Source organism: Nitrosomonas sp., from assembly GCF_019635155.1.
In the GTDB taxonomy this organism is placed as follows: domain Bacteria; phylum Pseudomonadota; class Gammaproteobacteria; order Burkholderiales; family Nitrosomonadaceae; genus Nitrosomonas.
In genome coordinates this window covers 24,280-49,987 of sequence record NZ_JAHBZY010000008.1, presented here as the reverse complement: position 1 = coordinate 49,987, position 25,708 = coordinate 24,280, and the positions used below count along the sequence as shown (strand labels likewise).

24 protein-coding genes are annotated in these 25,708 nt (G+C 47.8%); 10 read left to right on the top strand and 14 right to left on the bottom strand.

The genetic code is table 11. The features are described from left to right. Positions 1-82: 82 nt before the first annotated feature. From KF839_RS07130 to KF839_RS07120, 3 genes are all read right to left on the bottom strand, one after another. A complete protein-coding gene (locus KF839_RS07130) occupies positions 83-544 on the bottom strand; it encodes a hypothetical protein (RefSeq protein WP_292917155.1) in 462 nt (153 codons plus the stop codon). Between the two features lie 401 nt (positions 545-945). Further along, positions 946-2,325 carry an L-serine ammonia-lyase gene (locus KF839_RS07125; protein WP_292917154.1) on the bottom strand — a complete coding sequence of 460 codons (1,380 nt, stop codon included), beginning with the start codon at positions 2,323-2,325 and terminating at the stop codon, positions 946-948. A gap of 207 nt (positions 2,326-2,532) precedes the next feature. Then, the gene (locus KF839_RS07120) at positions 2,533-3,798 is read right to left on the bottom strand and encodes a flavin-containing monooxygenase (RefSeq protein WP_292917153.1); all 1,266 of its coding nucleotides are present in this window, start codon (positions 3,796-3,798) and stop codon (positions 2,533-2,535) included. 95 nt (positions 3,799-3,893) lie between these two features. Here KF839_RS07120 and arfB point away from each other — a divergent pair, with 95 nt between their 5' ends. The 7 genes from arfB (at position 3,894) to KF839_RS07085 (ending at position 8,912) form a co-directional block, all read left to right on the top strand. Beyond that, positions 3,894-4,340 carry an alternative ribosome rescue aminoacyl-tRNA hydrolase ArfB gene (gene arfB / locus KF839_RS07115; protein ID WP_476739067.1) on the top strand — a complete coding sequence of 149 codons (447 nt, stop codon included), beginning with the start codon at positions 3,894-3,896 and terminating at the stop codon, positions 4,338-4,340. Positions 4,341-4,573: 233 nt separating this feature from the next. Beyond that, positions 4,574-4,987, top strand: coding sequence for a 30S ribosomal protein S6 (gene rpsF, locus KF839_RS07110; RefSeq protein ID WP_292917152.1), 414 nt, complete (start codon positions 4,574-4,576; stop codon positions 4,985-4,987). Positions 4,988-4,993: 6 nt separating this feature from the next. Continuing rightward, positions 4,994-5,296 carry a primosomal replication protein N gene (gene priB, locus KF839_RS07105; RefSeq protein WP_323802052.1) on the top strand — a complete coding sequence of 101 codons (303 nt, stop codon included), beginning with the start codon at positions 4,994-4,996 and terminating at the stop codon, positions 5,294-5,296. 23 nt (positions 5,297-5,319) lie between these two features. Continuing rightward, positions 5,320-5,601, top strand: coding sequence for a 30S ribosomal protein S18 (gene rpsR / locus KF839_RS07100; protein WP_292917150.1), 282 nt, complete (start codon positions 5,320-5,322; stop codon positions 5,599-5,601). A gap of 12 nt (positions 5,602-5,613) precedes the next feature. Next, positions 5,614-6,069 (top strand): 50S ribosomal protein L9, encoded by a 456-nt coding sequence (rplI, locus tag KF839_RS07095; protein ID WP_292917149.1) that lies wholly within the window; start codon positions 5,614-5,616, stop codon positions 6,067-6,069. 117 nt (positions 6,070-6,186) lie between these two features. Continuing rightward, positions 6,187-7,581 (top strand): replicative DNA helicase, encoded by a 1,395-nt coding sequence (gene dnaB, locus KF839_RS07090; RefSeq protein ID WP_292917148.1) that lies wholly within the window; start codon positions 6,187-6,189, stop codon positions 7,579-7,581. A 110-nt stretch (positions 7,582-7,691) separates the two neighbouring features. Next, positions 7,692-8,912, top strand: coding sequence for a hypothetical protein (locus tag KF839_RS07085; protein WP_292917147.1), 1,221 nt, complete (start codon positions 7,692-7,694; stop codon positions 8,910-8,912). Between the two features lie 35 nt (positions 8,913-8,947). Here the strand turns inward: KF839_RS07085 and KF839_RS07080 are convergent, their stop codons facing one another. The 9 genes from KF839_RS07080 to KF839_RS07040 all read right to left on the bottom strand — a co-directional run bounded on the left by KF839_RS07080 (position 8,948) and on the right by KF839_RS07040 (position 19,723). Beyond that, positions 8,948-10,564 (bottom strand): hybrid sensor histidine kinase/response regulator, encoded by a 1,617-nt coding sequence (locus KF839_RS07080; RefSeq protein ID WP_292917146.1) that lies wholly within the window; start codon positions 10,562-10,564, stop codon positions 8,948-8,950. A 333-nt stretch (positions 10,565-10,897) separates the two neighbouring features. Next, positions 10,898-12,007, bottom strand: a complete 1,110-nt coding sequence (locus tag KF839_RS07075) for a D-alanine--D-alanine ligase family protein (protein WP_292917145.1) — start codon at positions 12,005-12,007, stop codon at positions 10,898-10,900. Continuing rightward, positions 12,004-13,224, bottom strand: a complete 1,221-nt coding sequence (locus tag KF839_RS07070) for a D-alanine--D-alanine ligase (protein ID WP_292917144.1) — start codon at positions 13,222-13,224, stop codon at positions 12,004-12,006. Before KF839_RS07070 ends, KF839_RS07075 begins: the two co-directional genes overlap by 4 nt. A 31-nt stretch (positions 13,225-13,255) precedes the next feature. Then, positions 13,256-13,981 carry a glycosyltransferase gene (locus tag KF839_RS07065; protein ID WP_292917143.1) on the bottom strand — a complete coding sequence of 242 codons (726 nt, stop codon included), beginning with the start codon at positions 13,979-13,981 and terminating at the stop codon, positions 13,256-13,258. Positions 13,982-14,049: 68 nt separating this feature from the next. Beyond that, entirely contained in the window at positions 14,050-14,640 is a 591-nt protein-coding gene (locus KF839_RS07060; RefSeq protein WP_292917142.1) for a protoglobin domain-containing protein, read from the bottom strand. A 178-nt stretch (positions 14,641-14,818) separates the two neighbouring features. Continuing rightward, entirely contained in the window at positions 14,819-16,219 is a 1,401-nt protein-coding gene (locus KF839_RS07055) for an FGGY family carbohydrate kinase (protein ID WP_292917141.1), read from the bottom strand. Continuing rightward, entirely contained in the window at positions 16,216-17,805 is a 1,590-nt protein-coding gene (locus tag KF839_RS07050; protein ID WP_292917140.1) for a glycerol-3-phosphate dehydrogenase/oxidase, read from the bottom strand. The genes KF839_RS07055 and KF839_RS07050 overlap by 4 nt, the downstream gene beginning before the upstream one ends. Then, a complete protein-coding gene (locus KF839_RS07045) occupies positions 17,802-18,557 on the bottom strand; it encodes a glycerophosphodiester phosphodiesterase (RefSeq protein WP_292917139.1) in 756 nt (251 codons plus the stop codon). Before KF839_RS07045 ends, KF839_RS07050 begins: the two co-directional genes overlap by 4 nt. Before the next feature lie 14 nt (positions 18,558-18,571). Next, positions 18,572-19,723, bottom strand: a complete 1,152-nt coding sequence (locus tag KF839_RS07040; RefSeq protein ID WP_292917138.1) for an ankyrin repeat domain-containing protein — start codon at positions 19,721-19,723, stop codon at positions 18,572-18,574. Positions 19,724-19,951: 228 nt separating this feature from the next. Here KF839_RS07040 and pgeF point away from each other — a divergent pair, with 228 nt between their 5' ends. From pgeF to KF839_RS07025, 3 genes are all read left to right on the top strand, one after another. After that, positions 19,952-20,707, top strand: coding sequence for a peptidoglycan editing factor PgeF (pgeF, locus tag KF839_RS07035; RefSeq protein ID WP_292917137.1), 756 nt, complete (start codon positions 19,952-19,954; stop codon positions 20,705-20,707). 70 nt (positions 20,708-20,777) lie between these two features. After that, positions 20,778-21,584 (top strand): ZIP family metal transporter, encoded by an 807-nt coding sequence (locus KF839_RS07030; protein WP_292917136.1) that lies wholly within the window; start codon positions 20,778-20,780, stop codon positions 21,582-21,584. Between the two features lie 60 nt (positions 21,585-21,644). After that, positions 21,645-22,058, top strand: coding sequence for a DUF4019 domain-containing protein (locus KF839_RS07025; protein ID WP_292917135.1), 414 nt, complete (start codon positions 21,645-21,647; stop codon positions 22,056-22,058). Between the two features lie 9 nt (positions 22,059-22,067). Here KF839_RS07025 and KF839_RS07020 read toward each other — a convergent pair whose 3' ends face one another. Then, positions 22,068-24,659: a glycosyltransferase family 39 protein gene (locus KF839_RS07020; protein ID WP_292917134.1), complete on the bottom strand. Its 2,592-nt coding sequence runs from the start codon at positions 24,657-24,659 to the stop codon at positions 22,068-22,070. A 39-nt stretch (positions 24,660-24,698) separates the two neighbouring features. Beyond that, the gene (gene mltG, locus KF839_RS07015) at positions 24,699-25,694 is read right to left on the bottom strand and encodes an endolytic transglycosylase MltG (protein WP_416362354.1); all 996 of its coding nucleotides are present in this window, start codon (positions 25,692-25,694) and stop codon (positions 24,699-24,701) included. Between the last annotated feature and the right edge of the window lie 14 nt (positions 25,695-25,708).

The window sequence follows — 25,708 nt, the reverse complement described above, 5'->3', positions numbered from 1 at the left end:
GGGTTTTAACACCGTATCCCATAAACCCCGCCTTCCGGCGGGGTTTGCATTCTAGTGTACTGATTGGCTGCAGTTTGAGCAATTAGCTTTTATCGCTATTTTGTTTTCCTTCGGAGAATTCACTAACCTCTGTTTGCGAATCTGTTTTTTGGTCATGAATTGGAGAAGACTCAGTTGTCGCTGCTTCAGTATCAATATTTGTTGGAACAGCGACTGTATGATCATCTTGGTTTCCTTTGCCGTTCCACATGAAATAAATTGCACCCACCGTGATAAGCACGACGGGTAATGCGACAAATTCAAAAAGAGCATATTCAACGGTGACATCTTTTCCTGGTGGGAGTGGTTTGGTGACGATCATATAGGCATGCATTAAAGCTACACCGTAAACGGGTACCAAAGCAACGACAAATCGATTGGTGATAATCGGGCGGACCGTCAGCATATTTAAAATATTAGAGCCATAGTACCCAATGAAATAAATGAAAATGTAAAAGAAAATAGCGCCCATAAGTTTTCCTTTTTTATTTGGTAGAGTTTTCAAGTAAACGATTTTATCGTTACCGACAAGCACCGACCTATGATACACAGATCAATATAAAAAATGTACTGGGTAAAATTGAGCAGCAAATCTTGTTTGGATAAAACCAGGATGAACTTCTTATATCCGCTGGCGAGACCAGCTTGAAAATTAATGAATCAGAAACTGAGACTATCCGTTTTCAATCACAATTCCTTCACAGTTTTCGTGCTAGACTGCCATCGTATCTTCCTAATGTTAGTCGATCAACGCCCCTTGTGGGCGTTGTTTTTTTAGTTTACCCTGCCTGGGATTCTGCATTTTAAAACCGGTATCTGAATAGCGACCGGGCGGGATCGGCTTCTATGATGTGTGGGCAGCGCATGCAACAAAATATCTTGCTCGATGGATTAATCAGCGTTCCTTCAGCATTCGGTGATACTGACCGCTAAACCTCCCAATGATGTTTCTTTATATTTTACCGACATTTCCAATCCGGTTTGCTTCATCGCCGCAATGCAATTATCCAACGACATAAAATGCTGACCATCGCCACGAGTCGCCAGTGAGGCTGCAGTGTAGGCTTTGATGGCGCCAAAGCCGTTGCGTTCGATGCATGGAACTTGTACCAAACCGCCGACCGGATCACAAGTCATGCCGAGATGGTGTTCTAATGCAATTTCTGCGGCATTCTCGATTTGTGCAGTTGAGCCGTTATGGATGGCGCATAAACCGGCTGCAGCCATTGATGATGCCGAGCCGACTTCACCCTGGCAACCGACTTCAGCACCGGAGATCGAACTGTTGTGTTTGATTAATCCGCCGATTGCACCGGCAACCAACAGGAAGTCGCGAACCTGTTCCAGTGTTGCTCCTTCATGTTTGACTGCATAGTAAATAACTGCCGGTATTACCCCGGCAGCACCGTTGGTCGGTGCGGTAACTACCGAGTGACCAGCGGCATTTTCTTCATTAACCGCCATTGCGTAAGCGCATAACCAATCATTGAGCGTAGCTTTCTGCGGGTTGTTTTGTAGTTGCTGGTAAAGTGAGTGAGCGCGTCGCTTTATTTTTAAGCCACCGGGTAATTGACCTTCCGCAGTCAGGCCCTTTTCCAGGCACGTACGCATAGCATTCCAAATCGCATCCAGTCCGGCATTTAGCGCTTGCTCACTAGTGCGTTCAAGCTCGTTGCTGCGTTTCATGGCAGCGACCGATAAGCCACTATCGGCGGACATTTTCATCATCTGGTTTGCAGAGTCGAACGGAAAGCCGCACGAACGAGCTACTTCCATTTTGATCGGCGCAACGATTTGACCGATTTCAGCAATCGTCGTGATAAAACCACCACCGATTGAAAAATAAGTTTCGGTTAAAAGAGTCCGTCCGGTGCCATCCAGCAATTGGAAAATCATGCCATTGGGATGTTCCGGTAGTGGCTCCCCTTTATCAAAAATAATGTCTTCGGAAGGTGAAAAATGAACGATGCTCGTGTCGTTAATTTGGAAAGTTGTTTGCTGCCACAGTCTTTGGAACAATTCATTGACATCCATAGTGGCCAGACCTTGCGGGGTGTATCCGTTCATGCCCAATGTGACAGCACGATCGGTGGCGTGACCTTTCCCGGTAAAAGCCAATGAACCGCGCAATGTACAACGTACCTGCAAAAAAGCCTGAGCAGGATTATTCGTAACAAATGTCTGAATCCGGTTGCGAAAATCATTAGCTGCAACCATCGGCCCCATTGTGTGTGAACTGGATGGGCCGATACCGATTTTGAAGAGATCAAGAACGCTGATGAACATTGTATTGCCTGTGAAAAAAGGATTCTATTGGAAAGATGCAGAATATGTATTGAGTGTGTTTTTTGAAAATCAAAGCGCAACTAGTATGCAATATGTCTTTGGCCGACTCAACATTTTTTTGTTCGTCATTCATGCGCCTAGAATGCTTGCTCTGATTTGTAAATTTAGCATTATAGATTTTTCGGTAGTTTGTTTCACAGCTTATGGTTATTTGCTCAGTTGCCGGATTTGTTTGAGATAGGGATGGTAACGGACTTCGAGCGAATGGCGGGGACGGGCAAGAAATTGCTCTGCCCAAAATTTTCCTTCAGTAACAGCGTGTGTTCTCCATTTACCGGGCAGACGAATTTTGCCGGCCAATAATCGTGAGACCAAGCGCGATTGCGCTTCCGTCAGTGTCCAAATACAGCCTTGCGGTTGTATTAAACCGATAAAGAATAGACTGGAATGATCCGGGTGAAAAATGCGCAAATAAAGCGGGATGTGTAATGCATTCTCCCAATTTATGAAACTGCGATCAAAAAAGGGAAAACTGATAATATAACCGGTAGCGGCAATGATGACATCGTATTCTGCAACGGCTCCATCGCTAAAGCGGATTGTTTTCCCAGCAACATCTTGAATCCCGGGGCGTGGATGTATTTTGCCATGCCGTATTCTGTCGAATAATTCCGTATTGATGGTTGGATGTGCTTGCGTTGGTGAAGAATCAGGTTCCGGTAACCCATAGTCACGGTAATGTCCGATTTGAATGCGCAAGGAGAGCTTTTGCAACCAATCTTGCACGCATTGCGGAAGCCATTGCATGGATGCCGCAAAAGTGTCGGTGGGTTTTCCCATGATAAGCTTGGGTATAATATATTGCGGCGAGCGTAAACTGATGTCGACAGAAGCCGCGTTACGGCTCGCTTCAATTGCACAATCACAACCGGAGTTTCCAGCACCCACCACGAGCACACGCTGGTTTTCTAATGTTTGATTATTTTTGAAATCATGCGAATGCAAATATTTTCCTGAGAAATCATTTTTCCAATCAGGATGACGTGGGTTCGACAGATGCCCATTCGCGACGAAGAGATAATCAAATTCGGACTGGGTGCCATCACTTAAGGTCAAACGCCACCGTTCGCTCTGGATTTTATGCACATGCAAAACGCTAACTTGGAAGTAAATATACTTTTCCAGCTGGAAATGTTGTGCATACGATTGAAAGTAGGCGAGAATTTGTTGGTGGCTGGGATAATCGGGATAGTCCTGCGGCATAGGGAAATCACTGAATTGCGACATCTGTTTGCTGGAAATCGTATGGGTTGTATGGCAGATGCTGCTATGACCGGGCGTGGCTGTATAGACCCAATTGCCGCCGATTTGATCAGTTTCTTCATAACAAACGATATTTGTTAGTCCGGCCTCTACAAGATGTTTGATGGTGGTCAGCCCGGAGCAACCGGCGCCGATGATTGCAATGCGCATTTTGTTTTGGATACTGGCGTATCGGTTATCAATAATGAATCATTATTCTACCAAGATCGCGATCACGAGAGATTGAATCTCGGTTTTTTGATTAGGTGATTACTAAACTGCGTATGTGCGATACGACACTCATGTTAGCCAAGGATATAACCATACCCTTGACTGAAATTGAAATACAGGCTGTGCGCTCGCAAGGCTCGGGCGGGCAGAATGTCAACAAAGTGTCGACCGCGATTCATTTACGTTTCGATATCAAGGCTTCTTCGCTGCCAGAACAATATAAAGAAAGATTATTGAGTTTAAAGGATCGTAGAATTTCCAGTGATGGCATCGTTATTATCAAAGCGCAGCGTTTTCGCAGTCAGGTCAAGAATAAAGCCGATGCGTTAGAACGGCTGCAAACGCTGATCAATTCCGTGATTGCCGAAGTTAAACCACGAAAATCTACGCAACCCACTCTAGCTTCAAAGACCAAACGATTGGAAGAAAAAATTTTGCATGGCCGGAAAAAATCGTTGCGCGGGAAAATAACAGGGGAATAATATCCGTGGCTTTATCAGTTTCGTATGGGTGCGAAATTTTGTATGGCGGGCTGCTTGGCGCCCCGGTTTTATGGAGATTGATCGGTCATCCGCTACGGATTCAATGGGTACTCATTGAAATTGTACTATGAGTCTAGTAAAATCATCGGTTTTTTAACCTTGTCTTACTGCCATCATCGGTTTTTAACCTTGTCTTACTGCCACTGGCGGAAGGCTTTACCCATAAGGAAAATATGCGACATTACGAAATCGTTTTTATTGTTCATCCTGATCAAAGCGAGCAAGTGCCGGCAATGATCGAACGCTATCGCGGCATTGTTACCGCAAAAAATGGTAAGATCCATCGAATGGAAGACTGGGGGCGCCGTCAGCTCGCCTATCTGATCCAGAAAGTTCATAAAGCACATTATGTTCTAATGAATATTGAATGTGATCAAGAAACTCTGGATGATTTGGATCATGCTTTCAAATTCAGCGATGCCATTCTCAGGCACTTAACCATCCGCACCGATGGTCCGGTTACGGAGCCGTCTCCAATGATGCGTCAAGAAGAAAAATCAAGTTCGTCCAGCTTGGATGGTGCAGAATCAAGCGTTGATGAATTAGAGACTGAAGATACACCTGACGAAGCCAGTGCAGCCGTATAAATTTAATTGCAATTGGAATGTAATCAAACAATTATTAGTGGAAAACTCATAAGGTTGGGTGTTTTACGTTACACGCCCGCCGGTGTTGCCGTTATCGAATTTACTGTTAATCATGTATCGCGGCAAAGAGAAGCAGGAGCAATGAGACAAATAATTTTTGATATTTTCGCGATAGCGATGGATCAATTGGCACTCGGGGTAGCGGAATTTCAAATTGATAGTATGGTTAGATTGACAGGTTTTTTGAATCGGAAAAGCCATATGAATCATCAACTCGTATTGCATGCAAACCATATTGAACTTATTTAATCAGACATTAGGGATTAACAAACATGACGCGTTTTACCAGACGTAAAGATACTAAAGATAAAGAAAAAGAGAAAAAAGCTAATCGTCCTTTATTCAAGCGTAAGAAATTTTGTAGATTTACTGCAGAAGGTATTAAGCATGTGGACTACAAGGACACTGAGCTTTTAAAGGACTTTATCAGTGAAAATGGCAAAATTATTCCGGCGCGTATTACCGGGACAAGTGCTTTTTATCAGCGCCAACTGAGTACAGCTATTGAACGGGCACGCTTTTTAGCATTGCTGCCGTATACTGATCGTCACTAAGGAGTCATTGCAATGCAAATTATTCTGATGGAAAAAATCGTAAACTTGGGACAACTGGGCGATATCGTTAATGTTAAAAGCGGCTTTGCGCGTAACTATCTGATTCCGCAAGGAAAGGCAAAGCGCGCGACCGAGCAGGCGATTGCTGAGTTTCAGTCAAGACGAGCGGAATTGGAAAAGAAACAGGCGGCTGCTTTAGATGCAGCTAAAGCAGTGGCTACGAAGCTTGATGGATTATTGGTGCAGATTACACAAAAAACCGGAAGCGATGGAAAGCTATTCGGTTCCGTGTCTAACGCAAATATTTCTGAGGCGCTGACCGGATTGGGTTTCAGCATCGAAAGATCCATGATCCATATGCCGAATGGTCAATTAAAGCAAGTTGGAGACTATCCGCTGACCATCACGCTGCATAGTGATGTAACAGCGAGTATTACTGTTTCAGTACTTGGAGAAGCGACGATATAGACGGCTGCTGCTTAGGTTCGGTTTTTTAAAAAAGGACTATTTTTATAGTCCTTTTTTATTTGTAATGCGGCTTAATGATAAAATGAAAAAACCACCAATTGCATATATTTAATTTCCATGGCGCAGTCACCGATCAGTTTTTTGCAGGATCAGCTCACGGATCCTTATAAGACGCCTCCTCATTCGATAGAAAGTGAACAGTCGGTTCTTGGCGGTTTGATGCTGGATAATGATGCTTGGGAAAAAGTAGCCGACATCATCACGGAGAATGATTTCTACCGATACGATCACCGGATGATTTATCACCACATTTGTAAATTGATTGAGCAGAGTAAGCCGGCGGATGTGATTACGGTGGCGGAATCGCTGGAAACATCTGCAGAGCTGCAAACAGTCGGCGGGCTTGCTTATATCGGTGCAATAGTGCAAAACACGCCGTCTGCCGCCAATATCAAGCGCTATGCAGAAATTGTCCGTGAACGTTCCATTATGCGCAATCTGGCACAAATTGGTGTGCAGATAACAGACTCAGCATATAACCCAGCCGGGCGTTCCGCGGCCAATTTACTGGATGAAGCGGAAGCCAAAGTTTTTGAAATCGCAGAAGAAGGTGCGCGCGGAAAAGAAGGTTTTGTCGGTATCCAGCCGCTTTTGAAACAAGTGGTGGAACGCATAGAGTTGTTATATAGCCAGGATAATCCGAGCAATGTAACCGGTGTTGCATCCGGATTTCATGATCTTGACCAAAAAACATCCGGTTTTCAATCGGGCGATCTGATTATTGTCGCGGGCCGTCCTTCGATGGGTAAAACCGCTTTTTCTTTAAACATTGCCGAACATGTCGCGCTGGAATTAAACAAGCCGGTTGCGGTATTTAGTATGGAAATGGGCGGCGCTCAATTGGCCATGCGGTTATTGGGGTCGGTCGGAAAGCTTGATCAACATAAAGTGCGAACGGGGCGCTTAGCCGATGAGGATTGGCCGAAATTGACGCACGCCTTAGGAAAATTAAATGAAGCGCCCATTTATATTGATGAAACCGCAGCACTTAATGCATTGGAGTTGCGAGCGCGAGCAAGGCGGTTATACCGACAATACGGTGAGCTAGGATTGATCGTGGTTGATTATTTACAGCTCATGTCTTCCACCAGCCAAGGAGAAAACCGGGCTACGGAAATTTCTGAAATTTCACGCGCATTAAAAGGATTGGCAAAGGAACTGAAAGTTCCGGTAATTGCGTTATCGCAATTGAATCGCAGCCTGGAACAGCGGCCCAACAAACGTCCGGTTATGTCCGATTTACGTGAATCCGGCGCCATCGAACAAGATGCGGATGTGATACTTTTCATTTATCGGGACGAAGTTTATAACCCGGATTCACCGGATAAAGGCATTGCGGAGATAATCATCGGCAAACAACGTAATGGACCGATTGGAAAGGTTGATTTAACCTTTCTCGGTGAATATACACGTTTTGAGAATCATGCGGGGCAGGGATATTACTCTGCTTAGTTTCAGTCATTACCGTATTTGGCCGGATATTCGATTCCTTGTTTTCGGCACTGGCACATAATCTGTGTGAATGCATCAGAAATAGTGAGTTTCAGAATAGTGAAATGCAAATGAAGTGTAAGTATATCTGTTCAAGTTGGCGAGGTGTTTTGCTGCGTGTTTTGACATATGGCTGCATTCTGATTGCTTTGACCGGTTGTCTCTCACCGATTGCGCTGAACCGCGCCGTGATCGCGTACGATGAAGCCGTTACAGATGCCATCTCGCAGCAGTTGCTTGTCAATATCGTCCGGGCGCATTACCGGCAGCCGATTCATTTTACCGGTGTTTCCAATATAACCGCTACCTTCACTTTCGCTGCCAATGCCGGTGCGACTCCGGCATTGGGAGGACTTGCCGGAGCAACTCTGATGCCGATTTTTGGCGGTAGCCTTGCCGAAAGCCCTACGATCAGTATCGTGCCGATTGAAGGCGAAGAATTTACCAAACGGCTGTTGACGCCATTTCCGCAGAGCAAGCTGACATTGTTACTGCGTCAACACTATGATGTGGACATGTTGCTGCGGATGATGGCGCAAGAGGTGCGCATGGAGGATTCCGTTCAGCGCGGCGTTTATCGCAATAGCCCGTCGGAAAGAATGGGCTACGAGATGTTTCGTCGTGTCGCATTGCATCTTTCCGCAATCCAAGATCACAATCAACTGTATGCGGAACCACTATTGCTAACGCATACTTGGATCATGCCCGCCGCTACGATTGCCCCTGATAGCTTTCAGTCGTTGCAAAAGGAATTTATCGTGCACTATAACGCCGCCGATGATACTTTTTCCTTGCGAAAACAAATTCCCGGGCCGATTTTGATTACCAATTACGATCCCGATCTGCTTTCTGAAGAGGAACGTGAGAAATTGAATGAACGTGCCCGCGAATGGGATGTGAGCGATATCGCATTCGATATCCGTGCGGGCTATCCCGGTGGCGAATGGCCGATGAGCGGTTTTTTCCGGCTAAGAAGTTTTCACTCGATTCTCGGCTTCCTGAGCAAGTCACTGGGCTCAGAAGTCGGTTACCATGTCGAGAAAGATTCCAGAACACTTCCCATACTCGGCGATGAAAATCCCAATATAACCATGGGATTTTCTGTATCCAGCACACCACCGTCCGGCGCTGATTTTTCTATTCGCTGGGATAGTCGCTATTACGCCGTTAATACTTCCGGTCCTCATGCCCGGTGGAATCGTGATGCTTTTCAACTGCTATTCTTGTTATTTCAGATGACGGTTACTGATTTGCCCCGCATCGGCGTGCCGAGCATTACAATCGCCAAATAGTTTTTTACGAGCTGTCTCTTGTGAGTCATTCGGAGTTAAGTGTCCAACGGTTGATTGTTCTCACGTGTGGGCAGGTATTTTATGAATAATGTATTAAGGGCGGGGATATCGATTGGTTTGGTAATAAAATCGTTCATGCCGGAAGCTATGCAAGCGGCTTTGTCGTCTTGATAGGCATTGGCTGTGCAAGCGATCACTGGCGCTAAAATTCCATTTTCTCTAAGCATCTTCGTCGATTGGATGCCATCCATTTCAGGCATCTGCATATCCATGAGGATAAGATCAAATTTGTTTTTCAACGCCAGATCGAGTGCTTCCTTACCATTGCCAGCTTTGGTTACGTTTAATTCAAACCGGCGCAATACTTGTTCAAGGATTAACTGATTCAACGTGTTGTCTTCCGCGATCAGTACATGATAGCGATGACCAAATGTATGTAGCGGGACACTATTCGCGGGGTGCTTGTATTCTTGAGGTGCGGAATACAGGGGAATCGACAAGTTAAAAGTCGATCCCTTACCAACGGATGATTCTACTGTGATCGATCCATTCATTCTATCGATAATGTTTTTTGAAATCGCCAGACCTAAACCGGTACCGCCAAATTTTCGAGTGATAGAGCCGTCTGCCTGATAAAAAGGCTTGAAGAGATTTCTGACGATTTCCGCATTCATGCCGATACCGTTATCTTTAACGATGACAGAAAGTGTGTCGTCGCGATAATCGGCGCAGACTTCAACGATACCGCCTTCTGAAAATTTGATGGCATTCGACACGATATTGTTGATGATTTGTTTCAATCTGAGTTCGTCACCTTCTACATAACATCCTTCAGCAATATTTCGATAATCGAACCGGAGGGTAACGTGTTTTTCCTTCGCCAGCCCGAGCAATATTGCACGGCAATCCTTGAATACTTTGATGAGCGGTAGTTGTACTTTTTCGATTTGGAATTTACCTGCCTGAATTTTTGAGAAATCGAGCAATTCATTTACGATATCCAGTAAATGCCTGCCTGATAGATGGATATCGTGTGCATAATTTCTGATTTTTTCCTGATCGGATTCCGTTTCGATCAGTGTTGATAAACCCATCACGGCATTTAAAGGCGTACGCAGTTCGTGACTGACATTCGCTAAAAATTCGTCTTTCATTTGCTGTGCTTTCTGCCATTCTTTGAGCGCAGTAATATCCTCAAAGACACCCACGTAGCCGATCAAATGATCATTAGCATCTCTTAATGCGCTAATTGACAGGTAAGAAATAAACGTTGAGTGATCTTTACGTTTATAGGTCCATTCCCTGGTTTCCACTTCACGTTTTTCCCGAGGGTTTTTGACAAAAACGTCAAAACCGGGTTCGATTCCCAATTCGTTAGCGCGGGCTGCAATTTCCTCCGGAATGTGAATAATGGCAGGTGTCAGTTTGCCGATGACTTCCTCCCCGTGGTAACCCAGCATTTCCTCAGCGGCAGGGTTAAAGATCAGTATGGTTCCGGTTAAATCGGTCTCGATAACGCCGTAGCGGGTTGTCTGAATGATAGCTTCAATAGCGAGTATGCGCATTGATTCCTTGTCGCGGTTGTAACGGCGATGGAGGTATGCGATATAGCCGATACAGATCAGTAAGAACACAACCAAAATAGTGGTCATAAATTCATCAGGCCGGAATAATCGTAATGTAATAGCCAGATGATAATGTTATTGATACGAATAAACTAGAACGGAATAAAATATATTCGAAGATTGACTTGTAGAAATCGATTCCTGAGTTTGCATCGTTGCTTGCTGAAGGCTGGGTCGCAGCTGATAGCGGAAATACAAGAAGCTAAAAGCAGGAGAAGCCCGCCGATTTTAGTTGCGGCAGTTTATTTTAGTGTTCTCAGTAGGTTGAAAGAATGGTTATGTCTATGTTGAGTTGATTGCGATGATCGATTCGTGCCTGCTTTCGTAAGGAAGAAATGGGCTGCCGTAAAAAGCAAAGTGTTAACGACGCGCATACGGCATTCTTTCCAGTGCCTCTTGGGTTATCAAATCCATCAGATCCGGTGCGCGTACGCCGATATGCCGCCACGCCATGACGAACGGCGCCCAGGCGGATAGTCCCGGCATGGTGTTGACTTCGTTGAGCACCGGGCCTTCCGGACTCAGGAAACAGTCAATACGGGCGATTCCGCGCATATCCAATGCACGCCAAACCTTTAATGCAAATTCCTGTAGCCGGACGGTATCGGTTTCGCTTAATCGGGCAGGAACGATATCGTCGAGTGCGTCGGCGCTGTATTTGGCATCGTAATCGAAGCTGTCGGAGCGTAGCGTGGATTCGGCAATGGCCGATATCCGGGGGTGCGCTTGGTTACCGGCGATGCCGATGCCGTATTCGATGCCTTGAACCTGTGCTTCGATCAGGATGCGGTTATCCCATTTCAATGCGTCTTCGATAGCGGATGCAAGATCTTCAAAACGGGTTACACGATGCAAGCCGATCGACGAACCTAAACGGGCGGGTTTGATAAATAGCGGTAAACCTAAGGGGCGGCAGCGTTCCAGGCAAGCCTGCTGATTCTGTGCCCAGGTAACAACGGTTACTGCAGTCCACGGCGCTACGGCCAGTCCGGCAGCCTCGCAGAATTGTTTGGTCAGTATTTTATCGATTCCCAGCGCCGAACCTTCCAAATTACAACCACCATAAGGCAAGCGCATAAATTCGAGGAAACCCTGAATGCTGCCGTCTTCACCGCCTTGGCCATGAAAAACCGGCAGGAACAGCCCCCAGTCGCCTTGGCCACCATCGCGGAGACACATTTCACCGGATGGGTGTGCGCGTTCTTGCAACCATGTGCAAAGATCATCCGCCGGCGGGGTTTCACCAGGGCCGAAAAAAGTAACTTCGTTGCGGGCAAAGAAAGTTGCAATGGCATTCCGGCAACTGGCTGCCGGAGCAGGTTTACCCTGTTGATCGAAATAAACGCCACGTACCTGATAACGTGCCGGATCGAGGTGCAGCATGGCAAATAATCCGGATTTGACGCTGACCCAATGTTCCGGGCTTTTGCCGCCGAAAAGGACGGATACGGTTTGGCGGGGAGCGTTCATAATCGATCCTTAAAACCAATGTTAAGCTGATTGCGTCGGCGATGGCGTTCCAAGCCGGCAGCTATGATTTCATCCAATAATACGGCTGGCGCTAAATCCGCTTTGGCGAAGGCTTCGGCATAAACGCTATGCGCACCGAAGCCCGGCATGGTATTGACTTCGTTGATCGCAAACTGGCCGTTTTCATAGAAGCAATCGACTCGTGCGCAACTTTCTAAGTCCAATGCATGCCAAGTGGCGATAGCCAGCTCTTGGAGTCGGCGTGTTTGATTTGCGTCGAGATGCGCCGGAATGGCATCGTCTTGCGCCTGGTTGCCGAATTTGGCCTCGTAATCGAAAAAATCCGGATTCAATGCATATCCGACCACCCATGAAACCTTGGGCTCATCCAGACCGCACAATCCGATACCGTATTCCGGCCAGTTGCATTGCGGCTCTATCAGTACACGCCGGTCGAGTGCCAGCGATTGAATCAATGCCGAAACCAATTCCTCGCGATTGCTAACCTTGGTAACGCCGAGCGAAGACCCTAAACTGGCCGGTTTGACGAAAACCGGATAATGCAAATGCTGTTCCGTTTCTATAATCCGTTCGGTCAATACCGGGCTAGCGGTTTTGATAACATCAAAACCTGATTGAATCTTGCTTTGAGCGTGTTGCATTTGCTCAGCGAGCGCTGAAATGGCAGCGGAACCGCCTAATTCCCAGTCGTCGATCGTGACTTGCGGCAGTACGGGGAGGCCGGATACCCGCAAGATCGCTTTGGTTTTGATTTTATCGACGCTGATAACGGATGCCGCAATGCCGCAGCCGGCGTAGGGTAGATCCAAGCTTTCACAAAAACCCTGGAAACTGCCGTCTTCACCGCCACGGCCATGAAAAGCCGGCCACACCAAGTCCCAGCGCGTGCTGGTCAGCATCGTCCACGGCGATCCATTCCAAGCTGCCGCTCGCCGGAAGATGGCACGGCAACGCTCGGCACCTGCCGGATCGCTCCAAGCTTTAATGTAAGGATGCGTTGCCCAAGTTTCGAACAAAGCGGGTAATTCAGCCGCCTCGGCCAGGCGGCCATCGGGGTGCTGGTAGAAAAAAGTAGGGTGGTGATCGGTTCGAAATTGACTCAGTATCCACAGTGCACTTTCGATACTGCCGATATGTTCTGCGCCGGTACCGCCGCATACGAGTGCCAGTCTCAGCGAAGGCAAATGAGTTGTCACGTGTTATTTACCTCAAACTGAATTGTTCTGATTAACGTCTACCGTCATACCAGATCGGTAATTTTTTTTTGTTAAGTAACGTTTTGCGAGGGCTGATGATGACGCGTAACAATTGTTCCGCAATCTCACGACCGGTGTACAGTTGAATTTTCCTGGGAGAAGTTTCCAACGGGTGACGGGTCAGTATCGTGAACTTTAATCCACGTTGACGCCCCCATTTTTTTAGTAGTTGACTTAAATCGATTTCGTCGGCGGCGAACAGTTCCTGGTTAAAACCGCCCACTTCACGAAAAGCATCCGTCCGGCACACTACCAGCGCACCCGCAGCCCAATGGAAAGTAACCGAGAGCGTTGTCCAAAGCCGCATGGCGGCATTGCCCCACCAGGGTAAGCCGGGCATGTTCAGGACACTGCCGCAACCGACGTATCGGCCGCTTTCGACCAGCTGCAAGATATCGCTTACCATACCGGGATTGAGCAAGCTATCGGCATCGACAAACAAGAGCCAATCGCCGGTTGCTACGGCAGCTCCCGCATTACGGGCGCGACCGATTTGGTTGATCGGTTCGAATACGACGATGGCGCCGGCTTGTTTGGCCAGTTCAGCGGTTTTGTCGGTGGAATTGTTGTCGACGACGATTACTTCGTGCGTAAAACCGGGTTTGGGGTTGGCGCTGACAGACTGCTGAATCGAACGCAAGCATTCCAGGATCAACTGTTGCTCATTAAACGCAGGGATAATGATCGAAAGGTGCATATGCTGGCGGCATGAAGAAAATGATGGACGTGATTGACGGAGAGCGGTGCCCGCTCTCCCATGAGCAATTAGAACTCGCCTGATTTGATATAAGGCCGTGACCAGAGGATCACTTGCATCAGCACCGATTTGCGCCATGCATCTTGCATGTGGTCGACATCGTCGCGAGAGTGGCCGCTTTTTTCCAGAAATGGGCGTAATGTGGTGGTAATCGGGATCAACAATGCAAAAATGTAATGAATGTGAATGATCGGTACCGATTTCACATTGTCTGTGGTGTTTTTCTTGGAGCTGTGATGACGTAATCCGATTTCGTGTTGATAATTGAGCCAATCTTGGTTGTAATCGGCTTTGGCCGTATCCAGAATCCATTGACCGAAGCGTTTGCGAACACCCCCCAGGTAATCCATGTTAGGCTGGCCATCGGCTGCGTTGGTGAAGTAATGCAGCAGAAACGGGGTTGAACCGACAAATCCGTACCACACGTCCAAAATTTGTTCGACTTGGTCCTTCAGCACATCGTGAGACATTTTCAAATAACGCACATCGTCGTCGCCAAACAGTGATGCTTGTTTGAGTTTGGCGAAATCATCCAGGGAAACAGGAGATTTTGCTACTGCAGGGGTACCGTAGGTATAGCCCGGTATATTAGTTGCCATAACATTTCCTTTTTGTAATTAATTATTGATCTTCATAGGGATAATACATGGATTATCGCGCTATGTGTTTGATATTATGCGACTGTGCAATGAATTCATGTTCAAAAAATAATATTTGGATGAACAGTGACTCGCGCTGCGAATTTTACAGGAATGAGTATTTCTGCGGGGAGACTTTTTAGTGCGAATGAGCGCGAATTCCCAGCAATGCATCCAACCATTTTTTCCAGCGCTGATACTTTTTGATGAGTGCGGTATGGGTATCAGGAGAAACAATTTTATCCGCATTTTTCTGGCAAGTTATGGTCAAGCCGCTGGCTAACATGGCGGTTCCTTGCAAGCTGGTTTCCTTTTGGCGCAAATGAGCGACGGGGATGCGGATGCATTGCGAAATGCCGTGTTGCAAGATTGGCAATTCGGATAGCCCTCCGGAAAGATAGATTTGTGTCAATGGCGTTTGGTGGTGAAATTCTTCCAAAATATGCGTAACGCGGAAAATAATCGCTTCAAGCAATAATGTGGCAATTTGCCGTTGCGTGAGTCCGTCCAAAGTCTGAGAAAAATGAAGCCCATAATCTTTGCGGAAAAAAGGCGCGCCCAGTCCGCTGGGTTCCGCCAAGCAAAAAATATCAGTTGCTGCAAGATCTTGAGGAGAGCATTCGCTAACCGGATAGGGGGCGAGCGCTGAGGCGATGGAATTGAGTGTGCCCTCGACGGCAAATTGCGCTTGCCGTTGCTTGTTTTGATACACCAGTGTTTGCAGGTAACCGTTTAACGCCGGTTCATCAGCAGCAAGCGCGCGGATTACAAACCCCCCCGTGCCAAGATTAACCAATGCTTCATGGGATGTATGCGGCGTCAAACTGGAAATCAGTGCAGCGGATTGATCGCCGATGCTTGCCTGAAGGGTTAAACCATTATTTAAAGGCAGATTTAACCCGATTGATGGCAGGATATCGGGCAAAATCGTATGAGGAATGTCAAACAATCGGCACAGCGTATCTGACCATTGCAATCGGGAGATGTCCATTAACAGCGTGCGCGCAGCCATTGATGCATCGGTGACGAAATACCGGCCGGCGGTTAAACGCCAAATCATGAAAGTATCCAGCGTACCGGTAAGCCATTTGCCAAGAATCAGATTTTCGCGCCAAACAGGGTTTTCCTGCAATAACACACTCAGTTTGGGACCGAAATAATAAGGCGTTAGCCGCAATCCGGTGAGTCCACGGATCGTGTCGGAAGTTGTTTGTAAGCGTTCGCAGGCGCTTGAACCACGGTCATCTTGCCAGGAAATCAGGGGCGTTACCGGTTGACCGCTGGTCTTATCCCAAATCAGGAAGGATGAGCGCTGACTGCATAAACCCAGCGGCGGTCTGTGTCCGGTTCGGCTCAAGCATTCTTCGAGTATTGCTTCCGCCGTTTCCGCATAGTGCAACGCATTGCTTTCATACTGTCCCTGATGGATATCCATGACAGGCGCCGAACGAGTCGTGAGGTGCGTGAGTTGACCGTATCGATCCATCAATGCCGCTTTGACCGATGTGGTGCCCAAGTCGAGAGCAATCGCGGCAGTCATGGTTGTTTTCGATACCGGTTGCAACGCGCGATTTCTTCGGTCTGCCGTGAATGATCCCAATTCAGAATAGCGGCGACGCTCTGCGCGATGTCGCGTAATTGATCGCCGGTGAGCTTGGTTAGAATGAGCAATGGCAAACGGCGGCGGAGCAGATCGTCCAGATGAATGATCATTTCGGTTGCAGCGCAGTACAGTAAATCGGCGCGAATAAACGGCAGCGACGGAATGATGCGTTGCGCTAAATCTTTTTTCACCCGGATCTGCTGGAAAATTTCAGTTGTACGGATGCCATGGCGGCGTAACAACCATCGCGTGCTTTCGGCATCAATGCCAAGACTTACCGCTGTATTTGCCATGTCGGTGGTCCAAGCGGAAAAACCGGTGCGCGGCGCCCAAGGCAGCAGTTGATTGTGCGTTACGCAAGGAGTCGTAATGCCCAGTTGTGCGCATATCGTGTCGACAATGCTGGCAGCATCTTGACGTGCGGAGGTGATTTTCCCGCCAATGGCGTAATGCACTCCGTTTGGAGCGGATTTCAATTCCCAATCGCGGCTGACTGCCGACGGCGATTCGGAAGCGGCGGACTGCGAAGATTTTTTAAAAACCCGCACACCGGCAAAGTAGCCGTGGATATCCGATCGTGTCCAGGAAGTTTTTAAGTAATGATTGGCGGCTTCAAGTAAATAGTCGATGTCACAGTTCGCAACCGTTACGTTTGTGACATCGCCTTGATAATCGGTATCGGTTGTGCCGAGCAAGGTCAGACCGTACCATGGAATCATGAAAAATACCCGGCCATCGGAAGGTGCCATCAACAGTAGTGCAATATCTTTCAGCAGCGGCGGCATGACTAAATGCACGCCTTTGGCAAGCCGGCACCAATCCTGGCTAGGTTCTGCCGCAGCCAACCACTGACCGGTGGTGAAAACAATCTGTTTCGCGTGAATTCTTAGTTCGTTATCAGAGAGTTGATCGCGAACAATTGCGCCATCGGCTTTGCCTTGTATTTCCAGGATCTGTATCAGCTGGCAATAATTGATACAATCCGCACCGGCATTTTGCGCACCGGCAATCAATTCCAATACCAAGCGTGCGTCATCGGTTTGTGCATCGGCGTAAGTAAATCCGCCTTTTAATTCGTTATCTTTAATAAAAGGGAATAATGCGGATAACCGGGCGGAATTGAAATAATGATGCTGCATTGCCGGATCGGTGTCGTGCGCCAAATAGTCGTACAGCGATAAACCCAATTTCAGTTGCAACCGGTTAATGCGCTGCCGGGCATATACCGGTACACCAAAGTGCAGCGGCCATACGCGATGGGGCGCCAGGCGCAGCAGCAGGGTGCGTTCCTTGAGCGACTTCTTGACCAAATGGAAATCAAATGTCTCCAAATAACGCAAACCACCGTGGATTAATTTCGTGGAGGCGGAAGAAGTCGCACCGGCCCAGTCATTCTGTTCAACGATAAGAACCTTTAAGCCGCGTAATGCGGCGTCGTATGCCGTCCAGGCGCCGTAAATACCGCCGCCGCAAATCAATAGATCATAGGTTTTATTCGATAAGCTGGTGAAATCACGCTTCATTGATTGCGCAGTAGCAATGCTTTTTGCGGCACGTCGCTGATAAGAATATTCACACCGAGCTTCAGCGCTTTCGTGATCTCGGCATCGCTGTTGCAGGTATAGACGCCGATACATTTGTCATGAGCACGCAATAAATCGACAATAGCTTGATCAGTGTTAGCGATCGGTAAGCAGAAGCCGTGCAGAAATGTGTGCGAAGTTAGAAGTTTGCGAGCATCTTCGATCGTCTGATCGGTTTCAAAGTTGTAGATCAACGGAAATCCCGCGCGATATTGATGCGCATATTCCAGGCTTGCGAGATTAAACGACGATATCAGTACGTGCTGATCAGAATCGTCACCGGTTAAATCGAGTGTTTGCCGCATTTTGGCTTGGTGACGGGAGACCGGTTCCCAGTCGCGGTTTTTGACTTCGATCAATAACCGGCAGCGCTGCCGGTAGTTGTGCAGAAAATCCGCCAGCGTCATGATACTTTCGTCAGCAGAATCAGGGTTGATCAGCGCGCGCAGTTGTTGATAATCAAAGTCATCAATGTGCTTGTCACGCAATCCGATTTTGTCGAGAAAGCGGTCATGCCATAGCACCGCCACTTCATCACGACTTAACTGCACATCGGTTTCGATACCGTCGATGGCATACCGCAATGCCTTATCGAAGGCATTGCTCGTATTTTCCATGGCTTCACGATTGGCGCCGCGATGCGCGAACACTTGGCATTTTTTGGATTGCAAGGATTCAAGCATCGCATTCATGTCGGTATCCGGGATTATTTCCTGGCGGTTTGCAGCAACTCGATAATAGCAGGATCTTTTGCAATTTCAACGGCGGTTTTCCCGGTTTTGCTTTTGATCGCCATGTTTGCGCCACTGGCTAAAAGCACTTTGACCGAGTCGGCGTGATCATGCAAACTTGCCCACATGAGCGCAGTGACGCCATCGTCGTTTTGCAAATCAATCTTTGCGCCATTTTCCAATAATATCTCGATGACAGGCGTGTGACCGTTCTGCGCAGCCAGAATCAAAGGAGTGAATCCGTTCGTGGCTTTATGATCAATAGCGGCGCCGTGCTTGATGAGCGTTTTTACTATTTCGGTATGTCCCATCAAGGCAGCCAGAATCAATGGCGTGGCTTCATTCTGGTCTTGCACGTCAACTTTGGCGCCTTTCGCCAATAATGCATTCACAATGCCGGTGTGGCCATTTTGGGCCGCGATAAACAATGGCGTGGTGTTGTTGACAGCCATGATATCGACGGCTGCATTTTTAGCCAATAAGGTTTCAACGATCGCGGTGTGACCGTTCCGGGCGGCCATATACAGTGCCGTGGTATTGTCCGATGCCGGCTCATCAACTTTTGCTCCTTTGGCCAAAAGCTTATCGACAATAGAATTTTTACCTTCCATTGCGGCGATGAGCAAAGCCGTGAGTTTTTCCTGAGTTTGCAGATGGATATCCGCGCCTTTATTCAGTAAAGTGTCGACGATGGCATCCCGCCCTTTCTGGATAGCCAGCATCAGCGGGGTAATGCCGTCAGTGGTTTGCGCATTGATATCCGCGCCTTTGTCCAGGAGCATGTCGACAATATCCGCATGGCCGTTCTTTGTGGCAATGATCAATGCCGTTACGCCGCCTGCATTCTTGTGGTTAACTTCAGCATTACTTTCCAGCAGTTTTTTGACGATATCGCTATGGCCGAATTGGGAAGCGACGATCAGTGCAGTAAATCCCATTTCATTTTCATAATTGACATTAACGCCTTTCTCCAGGGATTGCGCGATGTCCTCGATTTTTCCGGAAAATGCGGCCTTGAGGAATTCGGTTTCATCTTCGGTTGCGGCATAGGCCAAGGGGATTAATATTACGAAGGTTACAATGGTGCGTGCTAAAGATGTAAGTATGTTGTTCTTTATATAATTCATTGGTTATACCTATAACGGGCTTGTTATTGTCAATTGTGGGTTTTTAAGGGGTTGACTGATCAGCGCACTATGCATTGAAATTGATGATCGCTTCTCATGGTATATATATTTTAACCTAGAAATATCCGGTTAAAGGCTGAATTGGTAGTGAAAGGGTTTTCTCATTGGTTACAATGATCATGTGAATCGAGCAAAGAAATTTTTTAGAAGTTTTCAAGGAATGTGCAAATGATCACCAGAGAAGATTGGATCATTCCCGATTGGCCGGCGCCGGACAATGTCAGAGCGCTCTTTACCACTCGTAACGGCGGTGTCAGCAGCGGCGCTCGCGGAATGTATGCGTCATTGAATCTGGGTGCCCATGTGAACGACGAATTGGAAAATGTAACGCGGAACCGGGCGATAGTGCGGCGTCATTTGCCACGAGAACCCAAATGGTTAAAACAAGTGCATGGCACGTTACCGGTGCAAATTGAACACACGGCGACCATCATTCCCGAAGCGGATGCCGCCTTCAGCCGCCGGCAAAAACACGTGTGTGCGGTAATGGTGGCCGATTGCCTGCCGGTATTATTGTGCGATCAAGCCGGAACAGTCGTGGGTGTTGTGCATGCCGGATGGCGCGGTCTGGCCGGTGGCATTATCGAAAATACTGTTGAAGCGATGCAGGTGGATCCTCATCAATTGATGGCGTGGCTGGGGCCGGCCATTGGTCCGAATCACTTCGAAGTCGGTGCGGATGTTCATGCAGCGTTCGTGCAGCATGAGGAACGCGCGGTACAAGCTTTTCAACCCAAATTTTCCGGCGATCAGGCAAAGTGGTTGGCGGATATTTTTTTGCTGGCCCGGCAGCGGCTCAATGGTTGCGGCATTTCAAAAGTATATGGCGGCGGGGTTTGTACGTATAGCGATTCAAATCGCTTTTATTCTTACCGGCGCGATGGCGGAACCGGACGAATGGCGGCGCTAATCTGGTTTGAATAAAATTTCTTAACGGGTGAGTCGAGTCAGCTGCAACAGCGTATAATCCCGCCTTTCCTTTTCGATTCGTTTTATGTCGACGCTTACCTGGATAGTCATTGCCAGCCTGCTGGGCGGCGTATTGAGTATATCGTTTGCCGCCATTTTGGCGCTCAACGCCAGAATATCCTGGTTATCCTTGCTGGTTTCCTATGCGATCGGCGCACTGCTGGGAGCCGCTTTCTTGAATACTTTGCCGGAAGCGCTTGAGCACTCCGACAATCCCGTACAGGTGTCGATGACGGTATTGTTTGGCATTTTGGCTTTTTTTATTTTAGAGAAGCTCGTGCTATGGCGGCACTGTCATCTGGAAAATTGCGAAGCGCATGATCCCTCGCATGGGCATGCATTGGAAGCATCCTCATCGCATCACCATCAGCACGATCACGGCCGCAGCGGAATGATGGTAATTGTCGGTGATACATTTCATAATTTTGTTGATGGAATTTTGATTGCGGCTGCTTTTATGGTCGACGTGCAATTGGGTATCATCACTTCGATCGCTATCATCGCGCATGAGATTCCGCAAGAGGCCGGGGATTTCATTATTCTGCTGAATTCAGGATACACTCGCCGTAAAGCGTTTCTGCTGAATCTATTATCCAGTTTTGCAACGCTGGTCGGTGGTGTTCTGGCTTACTTTACATTGCATAACATGAATTTCCTGATACAGCCGCTATTGGCGATTGCGACTGCAAGTATGATTTATGTCGCGATGTCGGATTTAATTCCCGGATTGCATAAACGCCCGGAAATTCACGCGACTATTCAGCAAGTGACTTTAATTCTGCTGGGCATCGCATCGATCTGGATTATCGGAAATGTTTTTTCCCATGCGTAACGAAGGGTTCTTTTGAACAGTCTGATGTGAAAAATGTTTATTATAATTAGGGTGTAAACAATGAAACAATGGCTCCTTTTATTGGTACTGTTTTTTGGATGCGGCTTGGTTCAAGCGGATGACAGTGCGACTTTGAAAATTGTGGAGAGTACAGCGCGCTCTTGGTTTAAGTTAGTGGATGACGGGCAATACAAAGAAGGCTGGGAAATGTCGTCGACTTTATTTAAAACAAAAACTCCCGAAGCGCAATGGATAAAATCGATCACTGAAATCAGAATCCTCCGGGGGGCAATGACTGCTCGCTACATAGCTACCGCAGGGGTAACCAAATCAGTTTCCGGATTTCCGGACGGTGAATATATCGTATTGCAGTTTTATACGACCTTTGCCGAAAAAGGATTGGCAATGGAAACAGTCACATTGGTTAAAATTGCAGAAAATACCTGGCAGATCGCAGATTATGCGATCAAATAATATTGAAGCTTAGTTTGCCGGTGCCACCCCTCTGAATCCTTCCGAAATCCGGTAATAGACACGTCTTACCGGTGTGCCGTAGCGTTCGATCACACGGTATTCGATGGATCCGGGTTGAATCAGCATGGGTTTGAGATCGGTACCTTGCCTGGTTTTTTCCAAATGCCGGCGTTTCATACCAACCTGGATAATCGGACGATCCTCCGGCGCTTGTGAGGGGAACCAGTATTCATACATGGCGCCGCTATCGCCGAACATGTTGCGTGAGCGGATATCCAGTGCCGCGTCGCCATGGATGTAGAATGCCAGTGCGCTGGCTACAGACCATTTACTCATACCGACAATGATTGGTTCTTTACCGGTTTGATTCCTGACATCTGCCGCTATCTGAGTAATTTCATTGGCCGTTTCCCGCCAGAAATAATGTTCGGTGAATAAATGATAGGGAATGCCCGGTATTCCCAAGACGACGTAGTGCAATACAAACGCATAGGCCAGAATACAAGTGGCGATCGTGAGCCGCCAGCCTTTAATGATGCGTTTGCCAATGGCGCCGAGTTGGTCGCCATGGCCAATCATCCAGGCGATGGTGGGTAAAATGGCCAGCCAGATGGGACCGGTCCAATGAAATCGCGGCGCATCCGTGATACTTGCTATCACAAATATAATTAAGGGGATACCGGTAAAAATCTGCACAAATAAGTGTTGTCTACGTTCCAATGGCCGATCGGCCGGTTTCTTGATTGAAAACAAGGCGAGTGCCGCAGCGGCGAAACCAATGGGCGTTAGTAAGACGATCATGTGAAGAAATAGCTGATGAATGGCGAACTGGTAACGATCCGACAGTACTCGATGGGATTGAAAAGCAAACGACGCCCAATCATTTTCATAATTCCACAGTATCACCGGTGAAAACAACAGTAGTGCCAGCAGCGAAGCTAAATAAGGGTAAGGGCGCAGCATCCAGCGGCGCGCGGTTGGATCGATGATTACGAATGCCAGTGCGGCGATTCCCAATAATCCGACGGTGTATTTGGATAACAGTCCGAGGCCAAAAGCAATCCCCATGCCGAGCCATGCAGAACGCTGCTCCGCAACAAGCGCGCGTTCCATGTAATAGAGCGTGGCTGCCCAGGCGGCTATTAACGGCGCATCCGGGATCATTAAGAAACCCGAGCCAAACCCCAATGGTAGTATCACCAGCAGCAGCATCGTGCGCATCGCGGTCGATTTGTCATACAAATTCTGCGCCATGGCATATAAATAGCTCATCGCGATCAGACCGCTGAGCAGTGCGCCGATCCGAATACCAAATTCGTTGTGGCCCAGAATCGACGTACCCAGCCAAATCAACCAGGCGACCATGGGCGGGTGGTCGTAAAAGCTGAGATCCATGTGCTGCGCATATTGCCAATAGTAAGCTTCATCCGGGATGAGTTGAGCCAAGCCGAAATAAACCAAGCGCAGCAATACCGCGAATAGAACAATGCCAATGGCCGCTGTGCGCCATTGGATATCGATGGATGGCGGATTCTTTAGATCGGGGAAGACATAAAAGGCGGAACCGAGATAATTCACGATCGCGGTGGCGGCAATCGCCGGAAAAATTGCTAGCGCGGGTGGAACCTTTAAGACATAAACCAGCAATGCCAGAACGCCGCCGCGCAGTAATAATGCCAGCAAACCAACGGTCAGGAAACGGCCGAATTGATGCCAGTGCAAATATCCCGCATGGTGGTCCCGGAAAGACCATTTGGAATTGAAAGCGTAGTTGGTGGTGGCGGCCACGAAGAAACTGACAAAGTGCGACATGGCAAGGCCGGCATCACGGCTGATCATCCATTGAAAAATCAAAGCATCAATGATGACACCAAATAATCCTACCACTGCAAACCGGCCTGCGGTATTGAGCGAGGCGGTGCCACCGGCTAATGTGATCAGGCGTTGAATGTATGCCTGTTGATGGGAAAATGATAATTTTGATGCGCCGCGCGTGCGGTCGCTAAAGCAGATGGGTATCTCCGTAACACGAATTTTACCTTGGTTGGCCATCAACAGTTCCAGCAAGACTTTGTAACCGCGCGCATGGTTTGAGATATTGTTTGCCAGTTCCCGGCGGAATGCAAAAAAGCCGGAGGTGGCGTCATTGACATCGCTGATGGGGCGCGCAATCAAACCCCCGACACGTGATAGCAATTGGCGGTATAGCGGCCAGTTCTCGATTCTTCCGCCAGCAATATAGCGGCTGCCGATGGCGACATCGAATGAATTGTTCAATACCGGTGCGACAATATCCGGCAATTGTTCGGGCGGGTGGCTCAGATCCGCATCCATAACGACAATGACATTGCTATTGGCTGCTGCAACACCTGCCAGGATCGAACCGGTTAAATCGGGTTTTTCGCGCCGTTCGATTAAGCGGACGTTGGACTGCTTGGCCCAACTTCGCACTTTATCCGGCGTGCCGTCGGTGGAGCCATCATCCACAAAAATAATTTCAAATGTATCTGGCGCAAGGTCCAGGGCGGTGAGACGAGTTACAAGTGAATCAATATTCTCGGCTTCATTGAGTGTGGGTACTACGATGGAGAAATCGGTCATGTAGTTCCACGGACGAGTTTAGGAATTGTTGGCATCATTTTATTTTTGTTGTTTCTGGTATTTGTTGACTGCTTTATTGTGGTCAGTTAGGTTTGTAGAGAAATGCGAAGTTCCATCGCCCTTTGCAACAAAATAGAGAGAATCGGTTTCTGCAGGATTCAGTGCGGCGTGAATGGAAGCGAGACCCGGCATGGCGATAGGTGTGGGCGGCAAACCGGAACGGGTATAGGTGTTGTAGGCTTGATCAGTAAGAAGGTCTTTTTTACGCAGATTCCCATCAAACTGTTCACCCAAGCCATAAATGACAGTGGGATCCGTCTGCAATCGCATGCCTTGACGTAATCGGTTAATGAACACGCCGGCTATTTCGGCGCGATCGCTTTCCATACCGGTTTCTTTTTCTATAATCGATGCAAGAATAAGCGCTTCATAGGGTGTGGTTAACGGCAAAGATTCGGCGCGAGATGCCCACTCCGATTGCAAATGCTTTTGCATCATGCGATAAGCGCGTTGCAGAATCTCGATATCGCTGCTGTTTTTCAGAAAGTAATAAGTATCCGGGAAAAATATTCCTTCCGCTGCTGTTTCGGAAGCGCCGATCAAACGGAGTATTTCTTGCTCGCTCGAATCGGCCGTGAGTTTTTTTATGAACGGGTGTTCGTTTAGAGTTTGCCGTAATTGCGCAAATGTCCAGCCTTCAATGAATCTTACTGCATTTCGTTTGGCATCGCCTGAAGTTAAGTAACTCAGAAGCGCCAATTGGGTAATATTTTCATTGAGCAGGTAATCACCCGCTTTGATTGCGGACTCTTGATTCAGGTAACGTGCGAGCAGAATGAAAGTCCATTTGTTGAGGATAATCCCGTCATCCTCTAATTGTTGTGCGATCTGCTTAAGATTACTGCCTGCTCGAACGGAGAATTCATAAGGGATCGTCGAGAGTGTGATACTCGAATGAACATGAAGATAAAACCATGCAACAAACAGCATGGCTATAAGCACGCTAGTATAAAGGAGGCGTCTTAGCGTGTGCATGCTCCGAATGAATA

Bases quoted from the DNA above. Each gene is read 5' to 3' on its own strand.
- KF839_RS07065 (WP_292917143.1), bottom strand. From the start codon at position 13,981: ATGCACCTTTCGATCATTATCCCTGCGTTTAATGAGCAACAGTTGATC.
- dnaB (WP_292917148.1), top strand. From the start codon at position 6,187: ATGGCGCAGTCACCGATCAGTTTTTTGCAGGATCAGCTCACGGATCCT.
- rpsF (WP_292917152.1), top strand. From the start codon at position 4,574: ATGCGACATTACGAAATCGTTTTTATTGTTCATCCTGATCAAAGCGAG.
- KF839_RS07025 (WP_292917135.1), top strand. From the start codon at position 21,645: ATGAAACAATGGCTCCTTTTATTGGTACTGTTTTTTGGATGCGGCTTG.
- pgeF (WP_292917137.1), top strand. From the start codon at position 19,952: ATGATCACCAGAGAAGATTGGATCATTCCCGATTGGCCGGCGCCGGAC.
- KF839_RS07040 (WP_292917138.1), bottom strand. From the start codon at position 19,723: ATGAATTATATAAAGAACAACATACTTACATCTTTAGCACGCACCATT.
- KF839_RS07120 (WP_292917153.1), bottom strand. From the start codon at position 3,798: ATGCGCATTGCAATCATCGGCGCCGGTTGCTCCGGGCTGACCACCATC.
- rpsR (WP_292917150.1), top strand. From the start codon at position 5,320: ATGACGCGTTTTACCAGACGTAAAGATACTAAAGATAAAGAAAAAGAG.
- KF839_RS07075 (WP_292917145.1), bottom strand. From the start codon at position 12,007: ATGAACGCTCCCCGCCAAACCGTATCCGTCCTTTTCGGCGGCAAAAGC.
- KF839_RS07020 (WP_292917134.1), bottom strand. From the start codon at position 24,659: ATGACCGATTTCTCCATCGTAGTACCCACACTCAATGAAGCCGAGAAT.
- KF839_RS07060 (WP_292917142.1), bottom strand. From the start codon at position 14,640: ATGGCAACTAATATACCGGGCTATACCTACGGTACCCCTGCAGTAGCA.
- KF839_RS07080 (WP_292917146.1), bottom strand. From the start codon at position 10,564: ATGACCACTATTTTGGTTGTGTTCTTACTGATCTGTATCGGCTATATC.
- KF839_RS07125 (WP_292917154.1), bottom strand. From the start codon at position 2,325: ATGTTCATCAGCGTTCTTGATCTCTTCAAAATCGGTATCGGCCCATCC.
- KF839_RS07045 (WP_292917139.1), bottom strand. From the start codon at position 18,557: ATGAATGCGATGCTTGAATCCTTGCAATCCAAAAAATGCCAAGTGTTC.
- KF839_RS07030 (WP_292917136.1), top strand. From the start codon at position 20,778: ATGTCGACGCTTACCTGGATAGTCATTGCCAGCCTGCTGGGCGGCGTA.
- mltG (WP_416362354.1), bottom strand. From the start codon at position 25,694: ATGCACACGCTAAGACGCCTCCTTTATACTAGCGTGCTTATAGCCATG.
- KF839_RS07050 (WP_292917140.1), bottom strand. From the start codon at position 17,805: ATGAAGCGTGATTTCACCAGCTTATCGAATAAAACCTATGATCTATTG.
- rplI (WP_292917149.1), top strand. From the start codon at position 5,614: ATGCAAATTATTCTGATGGAAAAAATCGTAAACTTGGGACAACTGGGC.
- KF839_RS07085 (WP_292917147.1), top strand. From the start codon at position 7,692: ATGAAGTGTAAGTATATCTGTTCAAGTTGGCGAGGTGTTTTGCTGCGT.
- KF839_RS07055 (WP_292917141.1), bottom strand. From the start codon at position 16,219: ATGACTGCCGCGATTGCTCTCGACTTGGGCACCACATCGGTCAAAGCG.